Source organism: Paracoccaceae bacterium (assembly GCA_012103375.1).
GTDB lineage: Bacteria > Pseudomonadota > Alphaproteobacteria > Rhodobacterales > Rhodobacteraceae > WLWX01.
In genome coordinates this window covers 2,783,745-2,802,973 of the sequence record WLWX01000001.1, presented here as the reverse complement: position 1 = coordinate 2,802,973, position 19,229 = coordinate 2,783,745, and the positions used below count along the sequence as shown (strand labels likewise).

General features: G+C 62.3%; 17 protein-coding genes and 3 pseudogenes. 13 read left to right on the top strand and 7 right to left on the bottom strand.

Annotated elements, in window-relative coordinates:
• The first annotated feature begins 45 nt into the window (after positions 1-45).
• Positions 46-1,004 (top strand): annotated as a pseudogene (locus GKR99_14325) (IS630 family transposase).
• On the opposite strand, the gene GKR99_14320 reads toward GKR99_14325, so the two are convergent.
• Both GKR99_14320 and GKR99_14315 read right to left on the bottom strand, forming a co-directional pair.
• On the bottom strand, positions 976-1,449 hold the full coding sequence (locus GKR99_14320; protein ID NKB28651.1) for a hypothetical protein: 474 nt from the start codon (positions 1,447-1,449) through the stop codon (positions 976-978). The pseudogene GKR99_14325 and the gene GKR99_14320 sit on opposite strands and share 29 nt — an antisense overlap.
• A 2-nt stretch (positions 1,450-1,451) precedes the next feature.
• A complete protein-coding gene (locus GKR99_14315) occupies positions 1,452-1,886 on the bottom strand; it encodes a hypothetical protein (GenBank protein ID NKB28650.1) in 435 nt (144 codons plus the stop codon).
• Positions 1,887-2,198: 312 nt separating this feature from the next.
• Between GKR99_14315 and GKR99_14310 the strand changes: the two genes are divergently transcribed.
• From GKR99_14310 to GKR99_14295, 4 genes are all read left to right on the top strand, one after another.
• The gene (locus tag GKR99_14310; protein ID NKB28649.1) at positions 2,199-3,629 is read left to right on the top strand and encodes a glutamate dehydrogenase; all 1,431 of its coding nucleotides are present in this window, start codon (positions 2,199-2,201) and stop codon (positions 3,627-3,629) included.
• A gap of 125 nt (positions 3,630-3,754) precedes the next feature.
• Positions 3,755-5,719 (top strand): DNA primase, encoded by a 1,965-nt coding sequence (locus tag GKR99_14305; protein NKB28648.1) that lies wholly within the window; start codon positions 3,755-3,757, stop codon positions 5,717-5,719.
• Positions 5,720-5,877: 158 nt separating this feature from the next.
• Positions 5,878-7,863: an RNA polymerase sigma factor RpoD gene (rpoD, locus tag GKR99_14300; protein ID NKB28647.1), complete on the top strand. Its 1,986-nt coding sequence runs from the start codon at positions 5,878-5,880 to the stop codon at positions 7,861-7,863.
• A gap of 213 nt (positions 7,864-8,076) precedes the next feature.
• Positions 8,077-8,460, top strand: a complete 384-nt coding sequence (locus tag GKR99_14295; GenBank protein ID NKB28646.1) for a type II toxin-antitoxin system death-on-curing family toxin — start codon at positions 8,077-8,079, stop codon at positions 8,458-8,460.
• A gap of 258 nt (positions 8,461-8,718) precedes the next feature.
• Here the strand turns inward: GKR99_14295 and GKR99_14290 are convergent, their stop codons facing one another.
• Positions 8,719-9,033 carry a copper-binding protein gene (locus GKR99_14290; protein ID NKB28645.1) on the bottom strand — a complete coding sequence of 105 codons (315 nt, stop codon included), beginning with the start codon at positions 9,031-9,033 and terminating at the stop codon, positions 8,719-8,721.
• 265 nt (positions 9,034-9,298) lie between these two features.
• Here GKR99_14290 and GKR99_14285 point away from each other — a divergent pair.
• The 3 genes and pseudogenes from GKR99_14285 (at position 9,299) to GKR99_14275 (ending at position 10,466) form a co-directional block, all read left to right on the top strand.
• Positions 9,299-9,578 (top strand): annotated as a pseudogene (locus GKR99_14285) (hypothetical protein).
• Positions 9,579-9,664: 86 nt separating this feature from the next.
• On the top strand, positions 9,665-10,036 hold the full coding sequence (locus GKR99_14280; GenBank protein NKB28644.1) for a hypothetical protein: 372 nt from the start codon (positions 9,665-9,667) through the stop codon (positions 10,034-10,036).
• Positions 9,975-10,466, top strand: a complete 492-nt coding sequence (locus tag GKR99_14275; protein NKB28643.1) for a YjbQ family protein — start codon at positions 9,975-9,977, stop codon at positions 10,464-10,466. The genes GKR99_14280 and GKR99_14275 overlap by 62 nt, the downstream gene beginning before the upstream one ends.
• On the opposite strand, the gene GKR99_14270 is transcribed toward GKR99_14275, so the two are convergent.
• Entirely contained in the window at positions 10,463-11,293 is an 831-nt protein-coding gene (locus GKR99_14270; protein NKB28642.1) for a LysR family transcriptional regulator, read from the bottom strand. The two genes, GKR99_14275 and GKR99_14270, sit on opposite strands and share 4 nt — an antisense overlap.
• 103 nt (positions 11,294-11,396) lie before the next feature.
• Here GKR99_14270 and GKR99_14265 point away from each other — a divergent pair, with 103 nt between their 5' ends.
• The 3 genes from GKR99_14265 (at position 11,397) to ribD (ending at position 13,236) form a co-directional block, all read left to right on the top strand.
• On the top strand, positions 11,397-11,576 hold the full coding sequence (locus GKR99_14265) for a DUF1330 domain-containing protein (protein NKB28641.1): 180 nt from the start codon (positions 11,397-11,399) through the stop codon (positions 11,574-11,576).
• Between the two features lie 107 nt (positions 11,577-11,683).
• Positions 11,684-12,151, top strand: coding sequence for a transcriptional repressor NrdR (gene nrdR / locus GKR99_14260; GenBank protein NKB28640.1), 468 nt, complete (start codon positions 11,684-11,686; stop codon positions 12,149-12,151).
• Positions 12,151-13,236, top strand: coding sequence for a bifunctional diaminohydroxyphosphoribosylaminopyrimidine deaminase/5-amino-6-(5-phosphoribosylamino)uracil reductase RibD (gene ribD, locus GKR99_14255; protein NKB28639.1), 1,086 nt, complete (start codon positions 12,151-12,153; stop codon positions 13,234-13,236). The genes nrdR and ribD overlap by 1 nt, the downstream gene beginning before the upstream one ends.
• 157 nt (positions 13,237-13,393) lie before the next feature.
• On the opposite strand, the gene GKR99_14250 is transcribed toward ribD, so the two are convergent.
• The 3 genes from GKR99_14250 to GKR99_14240 all read right to left on the bottom strand — a co-directional run bounded on the left by GKR99_14250 (position 13,394) and on the right by GKR99_14240 (position 17,971).
• Complete coding sequence (locus tag GKR99_14250; protein NKB28638.1) at positions 13,394-15,295, bottom strand: capsular polysaccharide biosynthesis protein; 1,902 nt, start codon at positions 15,293-15,295, stop codon at positions 13,394-13,396.
• A gap of 132 nt (positions 15,296-15,427) precedes the next feature.
• Complete coding sequence (locus tag GKR99_14245; GenBank protein NKB28637.1) at positions 15,428-16,519, bottom strand: polysaccharide export protein; 1,092 nt, start codon at positions 16,517-16,519, stop codon at positions 15,428-15,430.
• Positions 16,520-16,660: 141 nt separating this feature from the next.
• The gene (locus GKR99_14240; GenBank protein NKB28636.1) at positions 16,661-17,971 is read right to left on the bottom strand and encodes a capsule biosynthesis protein CapA; all 1,311 of its coding nucleotides are present in this window, start codon (positions 17,969-17,971) and stop codon (positions 16,661-16,663) included.
• Positions 17,972-18,099: 128 nt separating this feature from the next.
• Here GKR99_14240 and GKR99_14235 point away from each other — a divergent pair, with 128 nt between their 5' ends.
• Positions 18,100-18,705, top strand: coding sequence for a riboflavin synthase (locus GKR99_14235; protein NKB28635.1), 606 nt, complete (start codon positions 18,100-18,102; stop codon positions 18,703-18,705).
• Positions 18,702-19,228: pseudogene (locus GKR99_14230) on the top strand (hypothetical protein). The gene GKR99_14235 and the pseudogene GKR99_14230 overlap by 4 nt, the downstream one beginning before the upstream one ends.
• The last annotated feature ends 1 nt before the right edge of the window (position 19,229 follow it).

Below are 19,229 nucleotides of genomic sequence, written 5' to 3'. Positions count from 1 at the left end.
CCTTGAGACCTGATCTGTGATTCATCCTGTTTGGGAGGATGGATCATGTCAGCACCTTTGCCATCTGCGCTTCGGATACGGTTTCAGAGATACATTGAAGAAGGGTTGAGCGGGCGCGCGGCGGCGTTGCGGTTGAAGCTGTCGCCTGCCACAGGCGCGCGGTGGGCGCGTCAGGTGAGGATGAAGGGTCATGCGGAACCTGCCCGGCAGGGACCGCCGCGCGGCAAGGGAAAGCTGGCTCCGCATCGGGAATTCTTTGAGGAGTTGATCGCACAAGACCCTGACATCACGCTCTTTGAGTTGCGTAATGCGCTGGCCGATGCAGAGGGTGTGCGGGTGCATCACTCCTCCATCGCCAACCTTCTGTCCCGGCTCGGCTTCACGTACAAAAAAAGTCGCTGGTCGCAACCGAGCGCCGCCGCGCCAAGGTAAGGCAGCAACGGGCCGACTGGTTCAGATACCGCTCGCCAGCCATTGCGACCTTTCCTGAGCGCGTTGTCTTTATTGACGAAACCGCAGTGAAGACAAACCTCACGCGCCTACGCGGCAGAGCCAAGCGCGGTAAGCGCCTGACGATGGATGCGCCCTTCGGAAGCTGGGGAACCCAAACCTTGATCGCGGGCCTGACCCAAGGCGCGCTGATCGCACCTTGGGTCATCAAGGGAGCGATAGATGGCCCCGCCTTCGCGGCCTACATCCGCGAAGTGCTGGTCCCCGAGATCAACCCCGGCACTGTCGTCATTCTCGACAACCTGGCAACCCACCGGAATAAGGAGGCGACGCAGGCTTTACGCAATCACGGCTGCTGGTTCCTTTACCTGCCACCGTACTCGCCCGACCTGAATCCCATCGAGCAGGCCTTCTCTAAACTGAAAGCCCATTTGCGACGGATCGGGGCCAGGTCCTTTACCCAGGTCTTCGAAGCAATCGGAGCAATCTGCGATCTCTACGACCCAGTAGAATGCTGGAACTACTTTAAGGCCGCCGGATATGTCTCAGGTTAATGTCGAAACGCTTTAGGTGAAGCAGGAACGAGGAGACAGGGTTCGATTTTGACTGCAGGTTCGATGTCTCGACCAGAACGGCGGCTTTTGAGTTGGTGACAGGCGTGAAGACCTGCGTGGCCCGGTTCCAGGTTCCGAAATGGATGTCTACAGGCTCCAGCGTGTTCCCGTGCCGCGAATATGGCATCGTACCCGTTGCAAGTTCTATCGCTTTCAATTTGGCCGAAGCTTCAGTGTCGCCCTGGCGCGTCACGATTGCCGCATGCGCGGCCACATCTGCCGCAACCTGAAGATGGGTTCTATGGGCAATCAGGTTTGAAAAATCCACACCGATCCCGGCCAGAATGGCCATGCCCAAAAAGATATATAGTCCGAATATCGTCATACCGCCGTCTTCGCGCCGACAGCGCAGAAGCAGCGATGCAGTTGTGGCCAGGCGGATCATGGTCAGCCTTCCACCAGATGCTGCGAGCGTACCACGACATTTGCATTGACCAGCGCTGCCATGAAGCCGACCGCGTCCAGATCGCTCGCCGGAATTGTCGCGGTTGTGGTCACGATGCCGCCGCTTTCACTCGCCGACACGGATACGTTGGCGGACAGAACGCTTAGCGAGTTGGTGATGGCCGTCTCCAGGTCCTGTGTGGTTTCGATTGTGCTAATTGCGAACGCGCGGTTGCTGTCCTGAACAATACGCCGCATTTGCGCCTGCCCCGAGAAGATGAGCGACACGTCCGCCACCATCGTGAACACCACCATGAACAGCGGCAGCCAGAGGATCGCTTCGATCGTGGCTGATCCGTCTTGCTTTCTCCGGAAGGTGCGCAGAATCCGCTTTATCCGCGCGGGCGACCCTGGTCCGGACGGTTGTGACTGGATCATTCTGCAATTCTCCTCAGGCGAAAACGGTGGGCAGGGCCTCCGGTCATTCTGATCGTCGATAGTCTAAGGATGGGTGCCAGAAGATGGTCACATTTGGGCATTTGTTCGCTTGTGCGGTGCAGACTGCCTTGATTTCGACACATTGTTGATGGAACGCGCGCAACGCGTTTGAACAGCCGCCAGCGCCTGATCAGCCGTCTTTGCGGCGGTTTGCGTCCGCCCTCGCCAAGAAAATGTCTTCGCCCAATGGCGTTGCCGTGGCACGATGCCTCGAATCGAGGTGCAATCGCGCAACCATACCGGAGGACACTAATGACACCTGCAGGTGAACCAAGCTTTCGCGAATCCGTTGACATCATGTTTGGCCATGCGGTCGACAAGATGGACCTGTCTCCGGGCCTGAAAGAGAAAATTCGAATCTGCAACGCGACCTATACGGTGCGTTTCGGGGTTCGACTGCGCGGCGATATTCATACCTTCACCGGCTATCGCTCGGTCCATTCCGAGCACATGGAACCGGTGAAAGGCGGCATCCGGTTTTCGCTGGGCGTGAACCAGGATGAGGTTGAGGCCCTGGCCGCCCTGATGACCTATAAATGTGCGCTGGTGGAAACGCCGTTTGGCGGCTCCAAAGGTGGTCTGTGCATTGATCCGCGCCAATATGAGGAGGAGGAGCTGGAGCGCATCACCCGCCGCTTTGCCTATGAACTGGCCAAGCGCGATCTGATCCATCCGTCCCAGAACGTCCCGGCCCCCGACATGGGCACGGGCGAGCGCGAGATGGCCTGGATCGCCGACCAGTATTCGCGGATGAACACCACCGACATCAACGCCAAGGCCTGCGTCACCGGCAAGCCGCCGCACGCGGGCGGTATCCAGGGCCGGACCGAAGCGACAGGGCGCGGCGTGCAATACGCGCTTCAGGAATTCTTTCGCCATCCCGAAGACAAAAAAGCGGCGGGTCTGTCGGGGACGCTTTCGGACAAGCGAGTGATCGTGCAGGGGCTGGGCAACGTGGGCTATCACGCGGCGAAGTTCCTGTCCGAAGAAGACGGCTGCGTCGTGGTTGCGGTGATTGAACGCGATGGCGCGATCCACGACGAAAAGGGCATCGACATCGAAGAACTGCGGGCCTGGATCGGCGACCACGGCGGCGTCGCGGGCTATCCCAAGGGAACATATGTGCAGGACGGCGCAGCGGCGCTGGAATACGAGTGCGACATTCTGATCCCGGCGGCCCTGGAAGGTGTGATTAACAAGGGCAACGCCAAGAACATCAAGGCGCCGCTGATTATCGAGGCCGCGAACGGGCCGGTGACAGCGGGCGCAGATGAAATCCTGCGCAAGAAAGGCACCGTCATCATTCCCGACATGTACGCCAACGCGGGCGGCGTGACGGTCAGCTATTTCGAGTGGGTCAAGAACCTGTCCCACATTCGCTTTGGCCGCATGCAGCGCCGCCAGGAAGAGGCGCGCCACCAGCTGATCGTGGATGAGTTGCATCGGCTGGACGAGCATCTGGGTGACAAGTGGTCGATGACGCCCGACTTCAAAGAGAAATACCTGCGCGGTGCGGGTGAGTTGGAGCTGGTCCGTTCGGGCCTCGACGACACGATGCGCGGGGCCTACCAGTCGATGGCCGAGGTCTGGCATTCCCGCGATGACGTGGAAGACTTGCGCACGGCGGCCTTCATCGTGGCGATTGGCCGCGTGGCAAGTGCCTATAAGGCAAAGGGGCTCTAGCCGGGCGGCGCAGCTGCCTCTGAATTGCCGTCCTGTGGCCACTGCCAAGCGGGCGTGCAGGCCAACGGTTGCGCTGTTGTTAAATGCCACCTGACTTGCGCAGCTGAGGTTACTATATAAGGGTTATGTCGCTGCCGCCCGGATTCCTTGATGACCTGCGCACCCGCCTGTCCCTGACGGACGTGGTGGGCAAGAAGGTCGTGTGGGACGCGCGAAAATCGAACCAGGGCAAGGGCGACATGTGGGCGCCGTGCCCGTTCCATCAGGAAAAAACTGCCAGCTTTCACGTCGATGACCGCAAGGGGTTCTATTACTGCTTTGGCTGTCACGCGAAGGGTGACGCCATCAGCTTCGTGCGCGAGACCGAGAATGTCGGGTTCATGGAAGCCGTGCAGATACTTGCCGGGGAAGCCGGGATGCCGATGCCCGAACGCGACCCCGAAGCGCAGAAAAAGGCCGACCGCCGCACCCAACTGGCCGAGGTGATGGAGGCTGCCGTGCGCCACTATCGCATGCAGCTCAACACCAGCGCGGCGGCAGAATCGCGCGACTATCTGGCGCGGCGCGGGCTGGACGCGGCCGCGCAGGAACGGTTCGAGGTCGGGTACGCTCCGGACCTGCGCCAGGGGGTTTTCACCGCGCTGACCGAAAAGGGCACTGTGCCGGACCTGATCATTGATGCGGGCCTTGCTGCGAAACCTGATGACGGCGGCGCGCCCTATGACCGGTTCCGGGGCCGCATCCTGTTCCCGATCCGGGACGCGCGCGGGCGCTGCATCGGGCTTGGCGGACGCTCACTCGACCCGAACGCCCGGGCGAAATACCTGAACTCTCCGGAAACCGAGTTGTTCGACAAGGGCCGCAGCCTTTACAACCACGCCCCCGCGCGTGAGGCGGCGGGAAAGGGCGCGCCGCTGATCGTGGCCGAAGGCTATATGGATGTGATCGCGCTGGTGCAGGCGGGGTTCGGAGCCTCGGTCGCGCCGCTTGGCACCGCAATTACCGAGGATCAGCTGCGCCTTCTGTGGCGGATCAGCCCCGAGCCGATCGTGGCGCTGGACGGCGACCGCGCCGGGGTGCAGGCGGCGATGCGCCTGATGGATCTTGCCCTGCCACTGATCGAGGCCGGTCAGTCGCTGCGCTTTGCCATCATGCCTGAAGGACAGGATCCCGACGACATCATCCGCGCTGGTGGCGCCTCCGCAATGCAGGCGTTGCTGGATGCTGCCGAACCGATGGTCGCCCTGCTGTGGCGGCGCGAGACTGAGGGCAAGGTTTTCGACAGCCCGGAACGCCGCGCCGCATTGGACAAGTCCCTGCGCGAGGCCCTGCGCCGCATCGCTGACCCCTCGCTGCGCCGTCACTATGGCGACGAGGTGAACCAGCGCCGCCGGGACCTGTTTGCACCCAAACGCGCCGCCTTCGTGCAAGGCGGCGTGCCCCGCCGCGCCGGAGGCCGCTGGCAGCCACCGCCCCCTGCGGGCGCAAACCCGGACACCAAGGGATCGCTGCTGGCCGCGGCCAGCGGTGCGGTCGAAGATCACCTGCGTGAGGCCGTGATCCTGGCGATCTGCATGACTCATCCCGATCAGATTGATCCGTTCATGGACGATCTGGAACGCCTCGACCTGGCTGACCCCGATCATGCGGCCATCCGCGATGCGCTGCTTGCCGAGGGGGGTGCGGCCAGTTCTGACTCGATTGCGGCGATTGTCGGGGATGCGGCCCTTGAAAAACTGTTGCGCCCCGGCCATGTGCGCAATGCACCCGCGTTGCACAGCGCCGATTCCGATTTCGTCGCGATGTGTCTGGGCGAAGAGCTGACGAAACTTTCTGCGCGCCGTGGGGCTGTGGCCGACATCGCCGAGGCGATCGAGGATATGGGCGAGGGCGCCGACGAAGGCTTGACCTGGCGGCTGGGCCAGGCCGCAGAAGCGCTGAACGGTCGCGGCCCGGGCACGGGCGACGAAGACCGCACCGAATTTGACACCGGCCCCAACGGGGCCCGCATCGACAAGGACGAACGCAGCGCATTTCAGGCATTGCTGGACAGGATCGGACATGGCAAAGGCGCGCCCAAGGCGCCGTGACCACAACGACACGGACAATACAGGTAAAATTCTCCGGGGCGGGTGTGCCTGCCGCTGATTCGCGCTATGTGATTCGTTAGCGGCGAATCAGTGTGGGTGATTCGTTTCCGGTGAGTCGACTAATGGTCCAAGGACCATCACGCAGGAGTACGTAACGCATGGCCCCCAAAGATACAGACGAGCGTAAAGGCGACGACAAGCACGACGATCAGGGGCTCGACATGTCCCAGACTGCGGTCAAGAAGATGATCGCCGAGGCGCGCGAACGGGGCTATATCACCTACGATCAGCTCAACACCGTGCTGCCGCCCGAACAGGTCAGCAGCGAACAGATCGAAGACGTGATGTCGATGCTGTCCGAAATGGGCATCAACATCATCGAAGATGATGAGGCCGAGGAGGAAGAGGCAAAGGGCGGCGAAGTGGCCACCACCACCGCGCGCGATGTCGTCGTCTCGACCACCGAAACCGAAAAGCTGGACCGCACCGACGACCCGGTGCGCATGTACCTGCGCGAAATGGGCAGCGTCGAACTGCTGTCCCGCGAGGGCGAGATTGCCATCGCCAAGCGGATCGAAGCGGGCCGCAACACGATGATCCTGGGGCTGTGCGAAAGCCCGCTGACCTTTCAGGCAATCACCATCTGGCGCGAAGAACTGCTGAACGAAGATATCCTGCTGCGCGACGTCATCGACCTTGAATCCACCTTCTCGGGCTCGGTCGAGGAAGAGGGCGAAAATGCAACCGCCCCCGTCGTCGCAAATGGGGCTGCCCCGGTCGCCGGGCAGGCCAAGGAAGAAAAACAGGAACTGGACGCCGACGGCAATCCGATCACCTCGGATGATGACGACGATGACGAAGACGAACAGGCCAACCTGTCGCTGGCCGCGATGGAGGCGGTGCTGAAACCGCGCGTTCTGGACATGCTGGAAGTGATCGCGCGCGATTATTCCAAACTGTCCGAAATGCAGGACAGCCGGATGTCGGCGACATTGAACGAAGACGACAGCTTCTCCAAGGCGGCGGAAACCAAATACCAGAAACTGCGGTCCGAGATTGTCGAACTGGTGAACGAACTTCACCTGCACAACAACCGGATCGAAGCCCTGATTGACCAGCTTTACGGCATCAACCGCCGCATCATGTCGATCGACAGCAACATGGTGAAACTGGCCGATCAGGCCCGGATCAACCGACGCGAATTCATCGAAGAATACCGCGGCTATGAACTCGACCCCGGCTGGCTGGAACGCATGGCCGAGAAATCCGGCCGCGGCTGGCAGGCGTTTATCGAGAAATCGACCGGCAAGATCGAGGAACTACGCGGAGAGATGGCGCAGGTCGGCACCTATGTCGGCGTCGACATCCCCGAATTCCGCCGCATCGTCCAGCAGGTCCAGAAGGGCGAAAAAGAAGCCCGACAGGCCAAGAAAGAAATGGTCGAGGCGAACCTGCGCCTGGTGATCTCGATCGCGAAGAAATACACCAATCGCGGCCTGCAATTCCTTGATCTCATTCAGGAAGGCAACATCGGGTTGATGAAGGCGGTCGATAAATTCGAATACCGCCGTGGGTACAAATTCTCGACCTATGCGACCTGGTGGATCCGTCAGGCGATCACCCGCAGCATTGCCGATCAAGCCCGCACGATCCGCATCCCGGTGCATATGATCGAGACGATCAACAAACTGGTCCGCACAGGCCGCCAGATGCTCCACGAAATTGGCCGCGAACCGACGCCGGAAGAATTGGCCGAAAAGCTGCAAATGCCGCTGGAGAAGGTCCGCAAGGTGATGAAAATCGCCAAGGAGCCGATTTCTCTGGAAACGCCGATTGGTGACGAGGAAGACAGCCAGCTAGGCGATTTCATCGAAGATAAAAACGCCGTGCTGCCGCTGGATTCAGCGATTCAGGAGAATCTGAAAGAGACGACGACCCGCGTTCTGGCCAGCCTGACGCCGCGCGAAGAACGCGTCCTGCGGATGCGGTTCGGCATCGGGATGAACACGGACCACACGCTGGAAGAGGTCGGCCAGCAGTTCAGTGTTACACGAGAGCGGATCAGACAGATTGAGGCGAAGGCGCTGAGGAAGCTGAAGCATCCCAGCCGGTCGCGGAAGTTGAGGAGTTTCCTGGATCAGTAAAATGCCTAAAAACAGAGCAAAAAAGCTATCAGTAAGAGGCGGTTCGGCTGCCGGCAATGCACTTCGGAGCCCGAAAACGTCGAAGATTGCGAAGTCGGCAGCCGCTTCTGCCTTAACCCAAAGATCAAAAGAACCGGTCTCAAGCATTACAACGCGAGCGCTTCGTGATTCCGCTGAGCGTTATAGCGACGCGCTTGAACGTTTGGCGAAGCGATAAGACACTACCGAGTTACCTTTGGCGATGCGTTAGAAGCGCATCGCACGGCCCTAACTAAAGGGGGTGGACGCATTGGTTTGTTGAGTGAGAACAATCTTCTTTCCGCTCTTGCGAGACCCTATACGGGTTACTATCGGCCAATAGCAACGAAGTCTGCTGCGCTACTTCACTCTATGGTCAAGAACCATCCGTTTGTGGATGCCAACAAACGGACAGCTTGGCTCGTCATGACGCTGCTGATTGCGCGAAGTGGCTATGATCTTGTTTTACAGCCAACTGACCGCATTGATGATTTTGTTGTGGACGTCGCAGATGACAGGCTTGATTTTACCGAGATACAAAAGTGGATCAAAGCTCGCCTGCAAAAATCCGATGCTTAGATGCCTAAGTTCTCGCTTGAGTTCTCGCATTGCGTTGGCGATGGTTTTACCGCGAATTTCGGTAAGATATTATCTCCAAACAACAAACCAACCAGCCGTCTCTGCGCCAACCCCCAGACAGGCGTTCGCCCGGCTTGCGTTTCGCTCCTCCGGGTTCGCACCACCCTCAGACCAAAGTTCCCTCCGGCATCCCCGGCATCCGGTCAAACGGAACCGGGCGCCGGGGGATACTCGCGCACTCTTTACTCAACACACCGATCAACCGGCGACGATATTGCCCTTCATGCGCGGGTGCACGGCGCAGAAATAGCTGTGCGTCCCGGCGGTTTTGATCTGGATCGTGGCCGCCTGGCCCTTCTTCAGCCGTCCGGTGTCAAACAGGCCGCTGTCGGCGGTCGCCGTATGGGGCGCGCCGTCCAGATTGATGAACTGCACTTTGTCGCCTGCCTGCATATTCAGCGTCGCCGGGTTGAACTTGCCGCCCTTGATTTCGACCACATGGGTCGCGTGGCTGGCGGCACTGGCGATTTTTGCGGCCAATGGCACGGCCATGACACCCACGCCCAGTTTCAGGAATTGGCGACGGTTTGCATGTTTCATAGGTCTGTCCTCTGACTGTTTAACTGTCCTGAACGTCCTGCGTTCGAAAGGGTTACGCGCCGGCCCGGAGAATTATTCTCGACCAATCGAAAAAATTTTCGGATCGGAAAAAACGCGGGCAGTTCCCCTGCGGCCTGATGATGCCGCCGGTGCCGGAGTTCACCCCGACATCCCCAAAGGCTTCATTCGAAACCGAATCCCGGATAGGCTCGGCCAAACCCAATTCGGAGCACACCGCATGTCCATCCTGTCCAAACTCTTCGGTTCCTCAGGCGGCGCGGCTGCCAAACCCGCGGCCGAGCCTGTCATCTACGAAGATTTCCGCATCATCCCGCAGCCCATCGCCGAGGGCGGCCATCATCGAAAAGGGTGAGGGTGACGCCATGCGATCCCACAAGCTGGTCCGCGCCGATACATTCGGCGACCGACAGGCCGCGATGGATGCATCGGTCGCGAAAGCCAAACAGATGATCGATGAACAGGGTGAGCGGTTGTTTTCCGCCCCAGGACCCGCGTGACAAACCGCCCATAACCCGCGATACTGCGCCAAGATCTGCCCGTACCCAATTGTTAGCCCGTACCCAATCGTTACAGGAGCACCCCCATGAAAGCCCTCATCTTCGCAACCGCCCTTGCCGCTTTGCCATTCACCGCCGATGCGGCACAGAAAGGGCGCGTAGTCTCGGCCTCCGGTGACAGTTTCGAGGTTGGGTTCAACGCCAACCTCAGCCCCGATGACTATTGGTGTGCGGCGGGCAACTACGTCGTCGGCCACCTGCGAATGTCGGGCACGACCCGCATCTATGTTACCTCTCCCCTGCCGCGCCCGCGTGGCCACGGTGTCTTATTCAGTCTGTCGGGTCCCAGTTCCGGGCACCATTCCGGCCTTGCCGGTGTGTTGGTCAGCCGGACCGATGTGCTGCCTGCGCATCACGCCCGCGCGCTGTGCCAGGGCAACTCCTACGATTTCGACTGACCGCTTGGCGCAACAGACCGCGTTTCGGCTGGCCCCCAATGGCCCTGGCCTGACCGAATTCACGACCCCGATCCGCGACTGGGTGCGTGATGTGGCACCGCGCGGGCCGACCCTTCTGACGTTGTTCCTGCGCCATACGTCGGCGTCGCTGCTGATACAGGAGAACGCGGATCCGGACGTGCAGCGCGATCTGGCCGCGTTTTTTCACCGGCTGGTCCCGCCGTCTGACGATGTTTCCATGCGCTATCTTCGCCATACCAGCGAAGGCCCGGATGACATGCCCGCCCATATCAAGGCCGCGATGATGCCGGTCAGCTTGCAGATTCCTGTCGTTGACGGCGATCTGCAGCTCGGCACATGGCAAGGCATCTACCTTTTCGAACATCGCACCCGGCCAAGATCACGAACCGTGGTGGCGCATCTGTCCTAGGGCAGCACAGATTCAAAGGCGGCCATCCGGGCGCTTGGCGTTCCGCTGCGCCGCAACAGCATGGTCGGCAATCGCGCCTCCGCCCCGCCGAGGCGGTGAACCCGCAGGCGTTTGCGTTCAGCGAACCCGGTCAGCACGCTTTCAGGCAGCAGCGCGGCCCCCATTCCGGCCAGAACGCAGCCCAGCAAAGCGTGATAGCTGCCGAGTTCGACGATCCGCCCGGGCCTGCGCCCGGCTTTGGCATAAAGCGCCTCCAGCCGGGCGCGATGGGGGCAGCCGGCTTCGAATACCAGTGCGGTATCGGGCAGCGTTTCAACCTCGCGCGCTGTCACGATGACCACCGTTTCGACAAAGACCTGACGCGCCTGCAGCCGGGGGTCGTCCGGCGGAATGGCAAGCAATGCCGCCTCGATCCGATCTTCCAACAGCATCTGGGTCAGCTGTTCGGGATTGCCGGTTTTGAGTTCGACCGAGATTTCGGGGAATTGCCCGGCCAGTGCGGCCAAAGGTGCCGGAAGGCGCACCGCAGCCGTGCTTTCCATTGCGCCGATGCGCAACAGGCCTGCGGGCTGATCCCCACCGACCGCCCGCCGTGCATCCTCGGCCAGCGCCAAAAGCCTGGCGGCATAATCATCCAGCGTCTGCCCCTCAGCCGTCAGGATCAGCCGCCGCCCTTCGCGCCGAAACAGGGCGACGCCCAGATCCTCCTCCAACTGTCGCAACCGTGTCGACACATTCGATTGCACGCGATGCAGCCGCGCCGCCGCCCCGGTGACAGACCCGGTTTCGACGATGGCGCGAAAGATGCGAAGGACGGCAAGATCCATGAATTCTCATTTCAAGATGGCTATCTTCATTATTATTCATTTTTATGATGAATGAACAAGGCTAAAGCGCGGCCACGGCAACTTAACAGTCAAAGGAGACACCATGCCCAAAGCCTATTGGATCGTGCGCGTCAGCGTGAAAGACGAAGCCCGCTATCCCGACTACCTGCAAGCCGCCGCCCCCGCCTGTTACGACAGCCCCGCCTACAGTGCCGCGCGCTGCATCCGGCAGGCGGCAGCAGACGCCGAACTGGTGATCGTCGAAGGGGCCGAGGCCGCCTGACACCAATGGGGGCCGCATAATCTTGCGGCCCCCATTTCGCGCTACACAAACTCTGGCGGCTGCCCTATAGTGCCTGTGGATAACGGGGACATGGGGACCATACAGACATGCGCTGTCCTTTTTGCGGAAATATCGACACTCAGGTGAAAGATTCGCGACCGGCGGAAGACCACGTGGCGATCCGCCGCCGCCGCCTCTGCCCGGCATGCGGCGGACGGTTTACAACCTATGAACGCGTGCAGTTGCGCGATCTGGTGGTGATCAAATCCAGCGGCAAGCGCGAGGATTTTGATCGCGACAAGCTGGAACGCTCGATCCGCATTGCCCTGCAGAAACGCCCGATCGAGCCTGAGCGGATGGACCAGATGATCAGCGGCATCGTCCGGCGTCTGGAAAGCATGGGCGAAACCGACATCAAATCCGGCACCATCGGTGAGATCGTGATGGAAAGCCTAGCGCGGATCGACACCGTCGCCTACGTCCGGTTTGCCAGTGTTTACAAGAACTTCCAGGCGGCGGATGATTTCGAGGAATTCGTCTCCGAGCTCAGGCCGCAAACACCGCCGGAAGAGTGATCGCGCAAGATCAACGGTTCATGGCGCTCGCCCTGCCACTGGGGCGGCGCGGGATGGGGCGTGTCTGGCCGAACCCGGCGGTGGGCTGCGTGATCACCCGGGGCAACCGGATCGTCGGTCGCGGCTGGACGGCCCAGGGCGGGCGGCCCCATGCGGAAACCCGCGCGCTGGATCAGGCAGGCACCGCGGCGCGCGGCGCGACGGCCTATGTCACGCTGGAACCCTGCGCCCATTCCGGGCAGACGCCGCCCTGCGCCGCCGCGCTGATCGCTGCCGGAATTGCGCGCGTGGTCGTGTCGCTGACCGACCCGGACCCGCGTGTGGCCGGGCAAGGCGTCGCCCGCCTGCGCGCCGCCGGGATTGACGTGGTTGAGGGTTTCGGCAAGGACGAAGCCGCCCGCGATCACGCAGGTTTCCTCAGCCGGATCAACACAGGCCGCCCGCTGGTGACCCTGAAACTTGCCACCACGCTGGACGGCCGTATTGCGACGGCCAGCGGCGAAAGCCAGTGGATCACCGGACCACTGGCGCGCCACGCCGTTCACGCCATGCGCCTGACCCATGACGCGGTGATGATCGGTGGCGGAACCGCGCGCGCCGACGACCCGACCCTGACAGTCCGGCAGATGGGTCCAGTGCCGCAACCAGTGCGCATTGTCGCCTCTGCCAGCCTCGACATACCAATCGACGGTCGCCTGATCCAAACGCTGGACCAAGCTCCGCTCTGGCTGCTGCACGGCGACACCGGCGACAGCGCAGCTTGGGCCAGCACCGCAGCGCGCCTTTTCCCAGTTACGATGGATCGCAATGGGCGCCTCGACCCGGCCGCGATGCTCCAATCACTTGGGCAGGCGGGCCTGACAAGGATCCTGTGCGAAGGCGGCGGCGCGCTGGCCGCCGCGCTGCTGAAGGCCGGGCTGGTGGATCGCATCGCGCTGTTCACGGCGGGTAAGGCAATCGGGGCGGAAGGTCTGCCTTCGCTCGGATCGCTCGGGCTTGCTGCACTCGCCGACGCCCCGAGGTTCACGCTCGAAAACACCCGCCAACTGGGCAACGACACCCTCAGCCACTGGACAAGCGCCTGACCCCTCACGCCAGACACCTGGCCTTTCCCATCATTGACCCAAAAATATCCCGGAGGTCTGGGGGCTGGCCCCCGGCTACCTCGTGTCTGGGGGCTTGCCCCCAGCTATCGCCCCCGGCAAGGACCCGAGGGATTTAATATCCCGAGGCCCCCCGCTTTCAGCGCCAGATTGGCTGCGCCGAGGCAAGCAGCTCCTGCCGTTTTGACAACGCCCGGTTTCCTGGGCCGGGGCGGGGTAGGTTGCCACCGCTCAGACGTTCCACGATCACCTCGGGCGGGCAGGGGCGGCGGGTGATGGGGTCGTGGTAGCGCGGATAGCCGATCAGCACGGCATGGGCCAATCCGGCAAGGGTTGGTCGGGCGCGTCGCCGGTCCGGGGTATCGGTCAGATCGCGGGTCAGGCTCCATCCGGCATAAAATGGCAGGCCCAGGCAGGTGACTGGTTTGCGGCGCAGCAACGCCTCGAACCCCAGGGTGGATGTGATCGTCCAGACCTCGTCAATCTGCGCTAACAGATGCAGCGGGTCCGCCTGTGCGGCGACGACGTCGGCTATGTCGCGCGCATCCAACGCCCCGATGCGCAGCCCGGCCTCGACATCCGGGTGGGGTTTATAGGCGATGATGGCGTCGGGGTTCGCCTGCCGCGCCGCCTTGAGCAGGCCGAGGTTTGTCGTCACTTCGCCCGCGCCCAGCAGAACCGATGCATCATCTTCAACCTGCCCGACGACCAATATCCGCCGCCCTTCGGGCAGGTCCACAGGTTCGGCATCCAGATTATATTTCGACAGTTTGCGCCGGGTGATCGCAGCGATCAGCCGCTCAGCACGCCGGATTTCCGCCTCTGGCAGGTTGACCGAGGCGGCAATCAGCGCCTCCAGCCGGCTGGGCCGTGTCGGGTCATAGTAGATGCCCAGATCGTCGGCGACCAGGCTGAGCGGCGGCACCAGTTCCGCGCCCAACCCGCGCGAGCGTAGAAAGCCGTCTTCGACGCGCAACAGGGCCGGGGCCGCTTGATGAGCGGCGTCCTCTTTCCCGGCCCAGACCAACAGCGGGCGACCCAGTGATTGCGCTTTGGCGGCTGCCGCATCCGGGCGATCCTCATAGGAAATCCGCCCGCCAAAGGCCTGCTTCAGATGCCCGCGCTTCCACAACCGCATCCCCGAAGCGACATAGCCGCGCCGATCCGCCCGCCAGGCGCGGGCTCGCGCGGCCAGCATCCGGGCCACATCCTCAGCCTTGCACAGGCGATCAAAATGCGGGTCATACCAGGTGGGGTAAAGCAGCAGCGCCGCCGCCGCCAATTGCGCCGCCGTCAGTGTGCGGGTTCGGCGTGGTGGCGCATTCTCGTCCGCGCTAAGGCCCCACCCGGCATAGAACGGTTGCCCGAAGACACGGGGGCGGTGACCGGCCAAAATCGCCTCGAACCCCAGTTGGGACGACACGGTATAGACCCCCACGGCCCCTGCCAGCATCTGCCAGGGGCTGACCGGAGCGCTGAGCAGGGAGATGCGCTGGTTGGTGTCCGCCTGCGAATAATACCCGGGTCGGTGCCCGGCCATGGTTTCGGGGTGCGACAGGATCACGATCTTCGCGCCGGGATTTTCTTCCTGCGCGAAGACCAGCATCTCGGCAAAGGTCGCGCGGGTCGCACCTGATGCGGTCACGGCCGCATCGCCGCGGGTCTGATCCACCACCAGCACATAGCCCGGATCGGGCACCGCCAGCGCCGGGTCAAAGGCGCTGTATTTCGAGATTTCGTCGCGCTTCAACTGCGCCGTCAAATCGCGCGCCCGGTTCAGCAGGGCGGTGTCGTCAAGCGGGTGCGTGGCCAGCAGAACCTCAAGATCGGACGGTTGGCGCGGATCAAAATGCGCGCCCCGCTCGTCGATCAGAAGGCCCAGCGGGCGGTCCCCGTCGCGCCCGGTATGGACCGAGCGCAGGAACGCATCCTCGACCCGGACCAGCGCCGCGCCGGTCCGCGCCGCGACCCGCTCTCCACGATGCGCGGTCGGGCTGTGACCCCAGACGCCGATATGCCCGGCGGCGCCCGGCCAGCCCATGCGAACGTCCCACCCGGCCAGCGCAAGAATGCGCTTTAGATGAGCGTCGCGCAGAAACCCGGCGTTGAAGACATAAAGGTCGCGTCCCTCGGGCCCGCCTTCACGCGCGTCTCGGGTCACCTGGGATCAGTTCTAATTGCCGACGGTCGTGGCATTGACCAGAGAGTTCGCCGTCCCGGCCGTACTCGTCAGCGCCGTCAGGACCTTGGCAAACTGCGTGTAGGGGGCTTCGGTCACATAGACCGTGTCACCATCCCGGATTACGAAATCACGCGCCATAAACATGCCGTTCGGACGGGTCAGGTTCAGCACATAGATCAGCCGTTGCGACCCTTGCAGGTCGTTACGATTCAAAACCTTGCGGGCGATGTATTCTGGTTCATCGCGGAACACGAAGATTCCGGTGGGGTCAGCGCCCATCGCGGCAAGCCCGCCGACCTGGGCCAGCGCCTCGATCCCGGTAATGGTGCGTTCCTCGAAGGTCACCTGGGTTTGTGTGCCAGTGGCCCCCAGCGCCGTGAAAGACCGATTGTCGGCTTCCACCAGAATCCTGTCACCGCCGCGCAGCGCAACATCATTGCGCGGGTTACGATATAGATCTTCCAGCCAGACCTTGCCGCGATAGTTGCCGCGCATGATGGTGATTTCGGCCACATCCGGTTCGATCGTCACGCCACCGGCCTTGGCCAGCATGCCTGTCAGTTTTCGGGTCGGACGCTCAATCGGATAAACACCTTGGCCACCGACTTTGCCCAGCAGGGTGACACTGGCCCCGTCGCCCGCCAGGCGTCGGACCTGCACCTGCGGATCAGGCGTCTGATCCTGCAATTTGTTGGTAATCACTCGCCGGATCGCCTCGGGTGAGTTCCCCGCAGCCCTGATCCGCCCGGCATAGGGCACAAAAATGAACCCGGCACCGTCGACCTGCACTTCTTCAAGTGTGGCCGAGTTTGATCCGGTGCTGGTCAGCAGCCCGTCATCGACGTTTTCATAGATCGTCAGGCCCAGCGTGTCGCCGGGGTTGATCGTGTCGGACCCGACGACGCCAGCGCGCTGGAACGCCGGATCAAAGGCCAGGACCTGCTGAACCCCCGCCGCGCGCGTTACGTGATCGTTCACATCCACAACAAACGCATCGCCGTTGCGCTGAACCGACCCTTCCAAAATCTGCTTTTTCGACGGGCCGACGGCAGGCAGCATCGAACACGCCGTCATGGCCGCCAACATCAAGACAGCCGCGACCGCCTTCAATCGCCGCGAATATGTGTTTTCCACGCTCACTGCCTCCAAATTTGCGCCTGAATTGCGCTTGGGCGCATTTTTTTCTGACGCTACATGCGGCATCTCAACAAATCCAGACTTGTTTCAATCGCCCCGAAGCTGAGGGTGCAGGTGTTGCCGGGGCGCAGCGGAAGCCCGCGTCAGCGCGTCATAGGGGTCATCGGGCAACAGCATCATATCAACGACAAGCCGCAGCAATTGGCGGCGGCCGCGCAGGGAATAAAACCCGCCTGCGACCTGGCTGGTTTCCAGCAGGAACTGGCGAAAATCCTGATATGCCGCGCGATCCGGGCGTTGCGGGGTGGCGAAAAACTCATCGACCGGTTGATCCGACACCAATTCGGGCTTGGCATAGATGGCGGCCCCAAATGTTCTAAGCGGTAGCCCCCGGTACAGCACCTGCTGCCCGGCCGTCGAATTCACGGTCACCGCGCTGCGCGCGTGATCCAGCAGCCGCGCCAGTTTGCCACCGCGCAGAAAATGGACGCGATCGGCAATCCCAGCCTCACGCGCGATGTCAAACAGGGCGGTTCGGGGGTCGCCGCGCCCGTCTTCCAGCGGATGCGCCTTGATGACCAGATGGTGGTGGGCGGGCGCGCCTGCCGCAAACCCGGCAACCACGGCCCGCAGGAATTCGGCACTGTCGGCAAAGCCCGAATGCGCAAGAAAGCTGGCGTCATGGTCCAGTTGCAGCAAGACGACGTGATAGGGAAAACCGCCACGCCGCACCCGCGCGGTTGCGATGGCGCGCTGCGCCCAGAGCCATGGCATCAGCAGCAACCGCTTGAGGTACAGCCGGAATTCGGCAGACACGGGGATACTGCGATGGGTTTTCAGCGCGCGATATTGCCCGTTCGCGCATAACACGAACGCATGATACAGCGCGCCATAGAATATATGGTGGCGCATGTCGCCCCAGTGATCCGGAATCTCCATCGGTTCATGGTCGGCGCGATCCATCCGGGCGCGGACCTCGTCCATTGAAAAATCAATCAGCCGCGAATGCCCGTTGGAACCACCGCGTTCATAGGTCACCCAGAAGGGCCGCAGATAGCCTTCTTCGAAAACATGCACGGTCAGGTTCTGCGCCTTCGCGATCTTGACCGCCTGGGCGTGGATCGGTCGGGTATCGCCGTAAAGCACAACGTCGGTGATGGCGTGATCGGCGATCAGCCCGCGCAGCGTCTCGGGCCAATCCTCCAACGTGCCGGTGAACGGCACATAATGCGCCTTGTCGCGCCAGAACGCCTGATCGCCCCGGTTGAACCCGACGCGCAGGGTCTGCGCCCCCGCAGCGCCCAACATTTGGGCGAGTCGGCCAAAAAACGGGCCGTGTGGGCCCTGCAGGAACAGGAAGCGGCGGTTTTCGCCGGTAACTTTTGACACGGGTACCATACTGCCTGACCTTTTGAGCGGCTTGGCCCTGCCTGTCACGAAAAATCTGCCAGCCAACCGGCCAAACCCACGCTTGCCCTTGGCGGCACGAAATGGCTAATTCGCGCCTGTATCGCAAAGGACACCACATGTTCACCGGCATCATCACCGACATCGGCACGGTTCTGGCAAGCGAAAAGCGCGGTGATCTGCGCGCCCGGATCGCCACCAGTTACGACATTGCGGGGATCGACATCGGCGCCTCGATCGCCTGCGACGGCATCTGCCTGACCGTGGTGGCAAAAGGGGCGGACCCGCAGGGCTGGTTCGACGTCGATATCTCGGCCGAAACCATCTCGGCCACCAACATCGGCCACAACGGCTGGCCCGCAGGTACCCGGATCAATCTTGAGCGTGCGCTGAAGGTTGGGGACGAGTTGGGCGGTCACATCGTCTCGGGCCACGTCGATGGCCTGGCCGAGGTTGTCGGCGTGAAGCCCGAAGGCGACAGCACGCGGTACAGTTTCCGCGTCCCCGCGGCGCTGGCGAAGTTCATCGCATCGAAGGGGTCTGTCGCGCTGAACGGCACCTCGCTGACCGTGAACGAGGTTGCCGGTGCGACATTCGGCGTCAACATCATCCCGCACACGCAAGAGGTTACCACCTGGGGCCAGGTTGCCCTTGGCGACCGGGTGAATGTCGAGATTGACACCCTCGCCCGCTATGTCGCCCGACTGGCCGAGGCCACGGGATGAGCATGATCGGCCACAACAACGGCCCCGCAATCGGGCAGGGGCGCGGCTGGCGGACCCATTGCTGGCGCGCGGCACGGCGCGAATTGCTGCCGCATATGCCGTTGAATGTGGTGCGACGGCGGGTAAAGCGAGCTGCCGAACTGGGTCTTGCCTATCCGGCCTATGCCCGTATCCGCGCGACCTCGGGCCAGGATATTCTGGCATTCCTCTATTCAACCAATGCCCTGCGCCTGATCCGGGAAGGCGACAGCTTGCCGGATGATCGCGCCGCGTTTCTTGCCGCTCAGACCGGTTGCACAACGCTTGCCCTGGCCCACATGCCGCTGCACCCGGATGCGGTGGCGCGGCGTCTGGCGTTGGCATCCGGCAGCAGCCCGACCGCGCGCCGCCAGCCGATGCGCGGAAGCTGCCCGCCGATGCGGTTCTGGTCATCGGTGATACGGGGCTGGAACGTGACTGGTGCGCGGCAGCCGCCATGGCCGGTTACCTTTCTGCCGATCAGGCCTTCGCGCAGCCGACCTGAC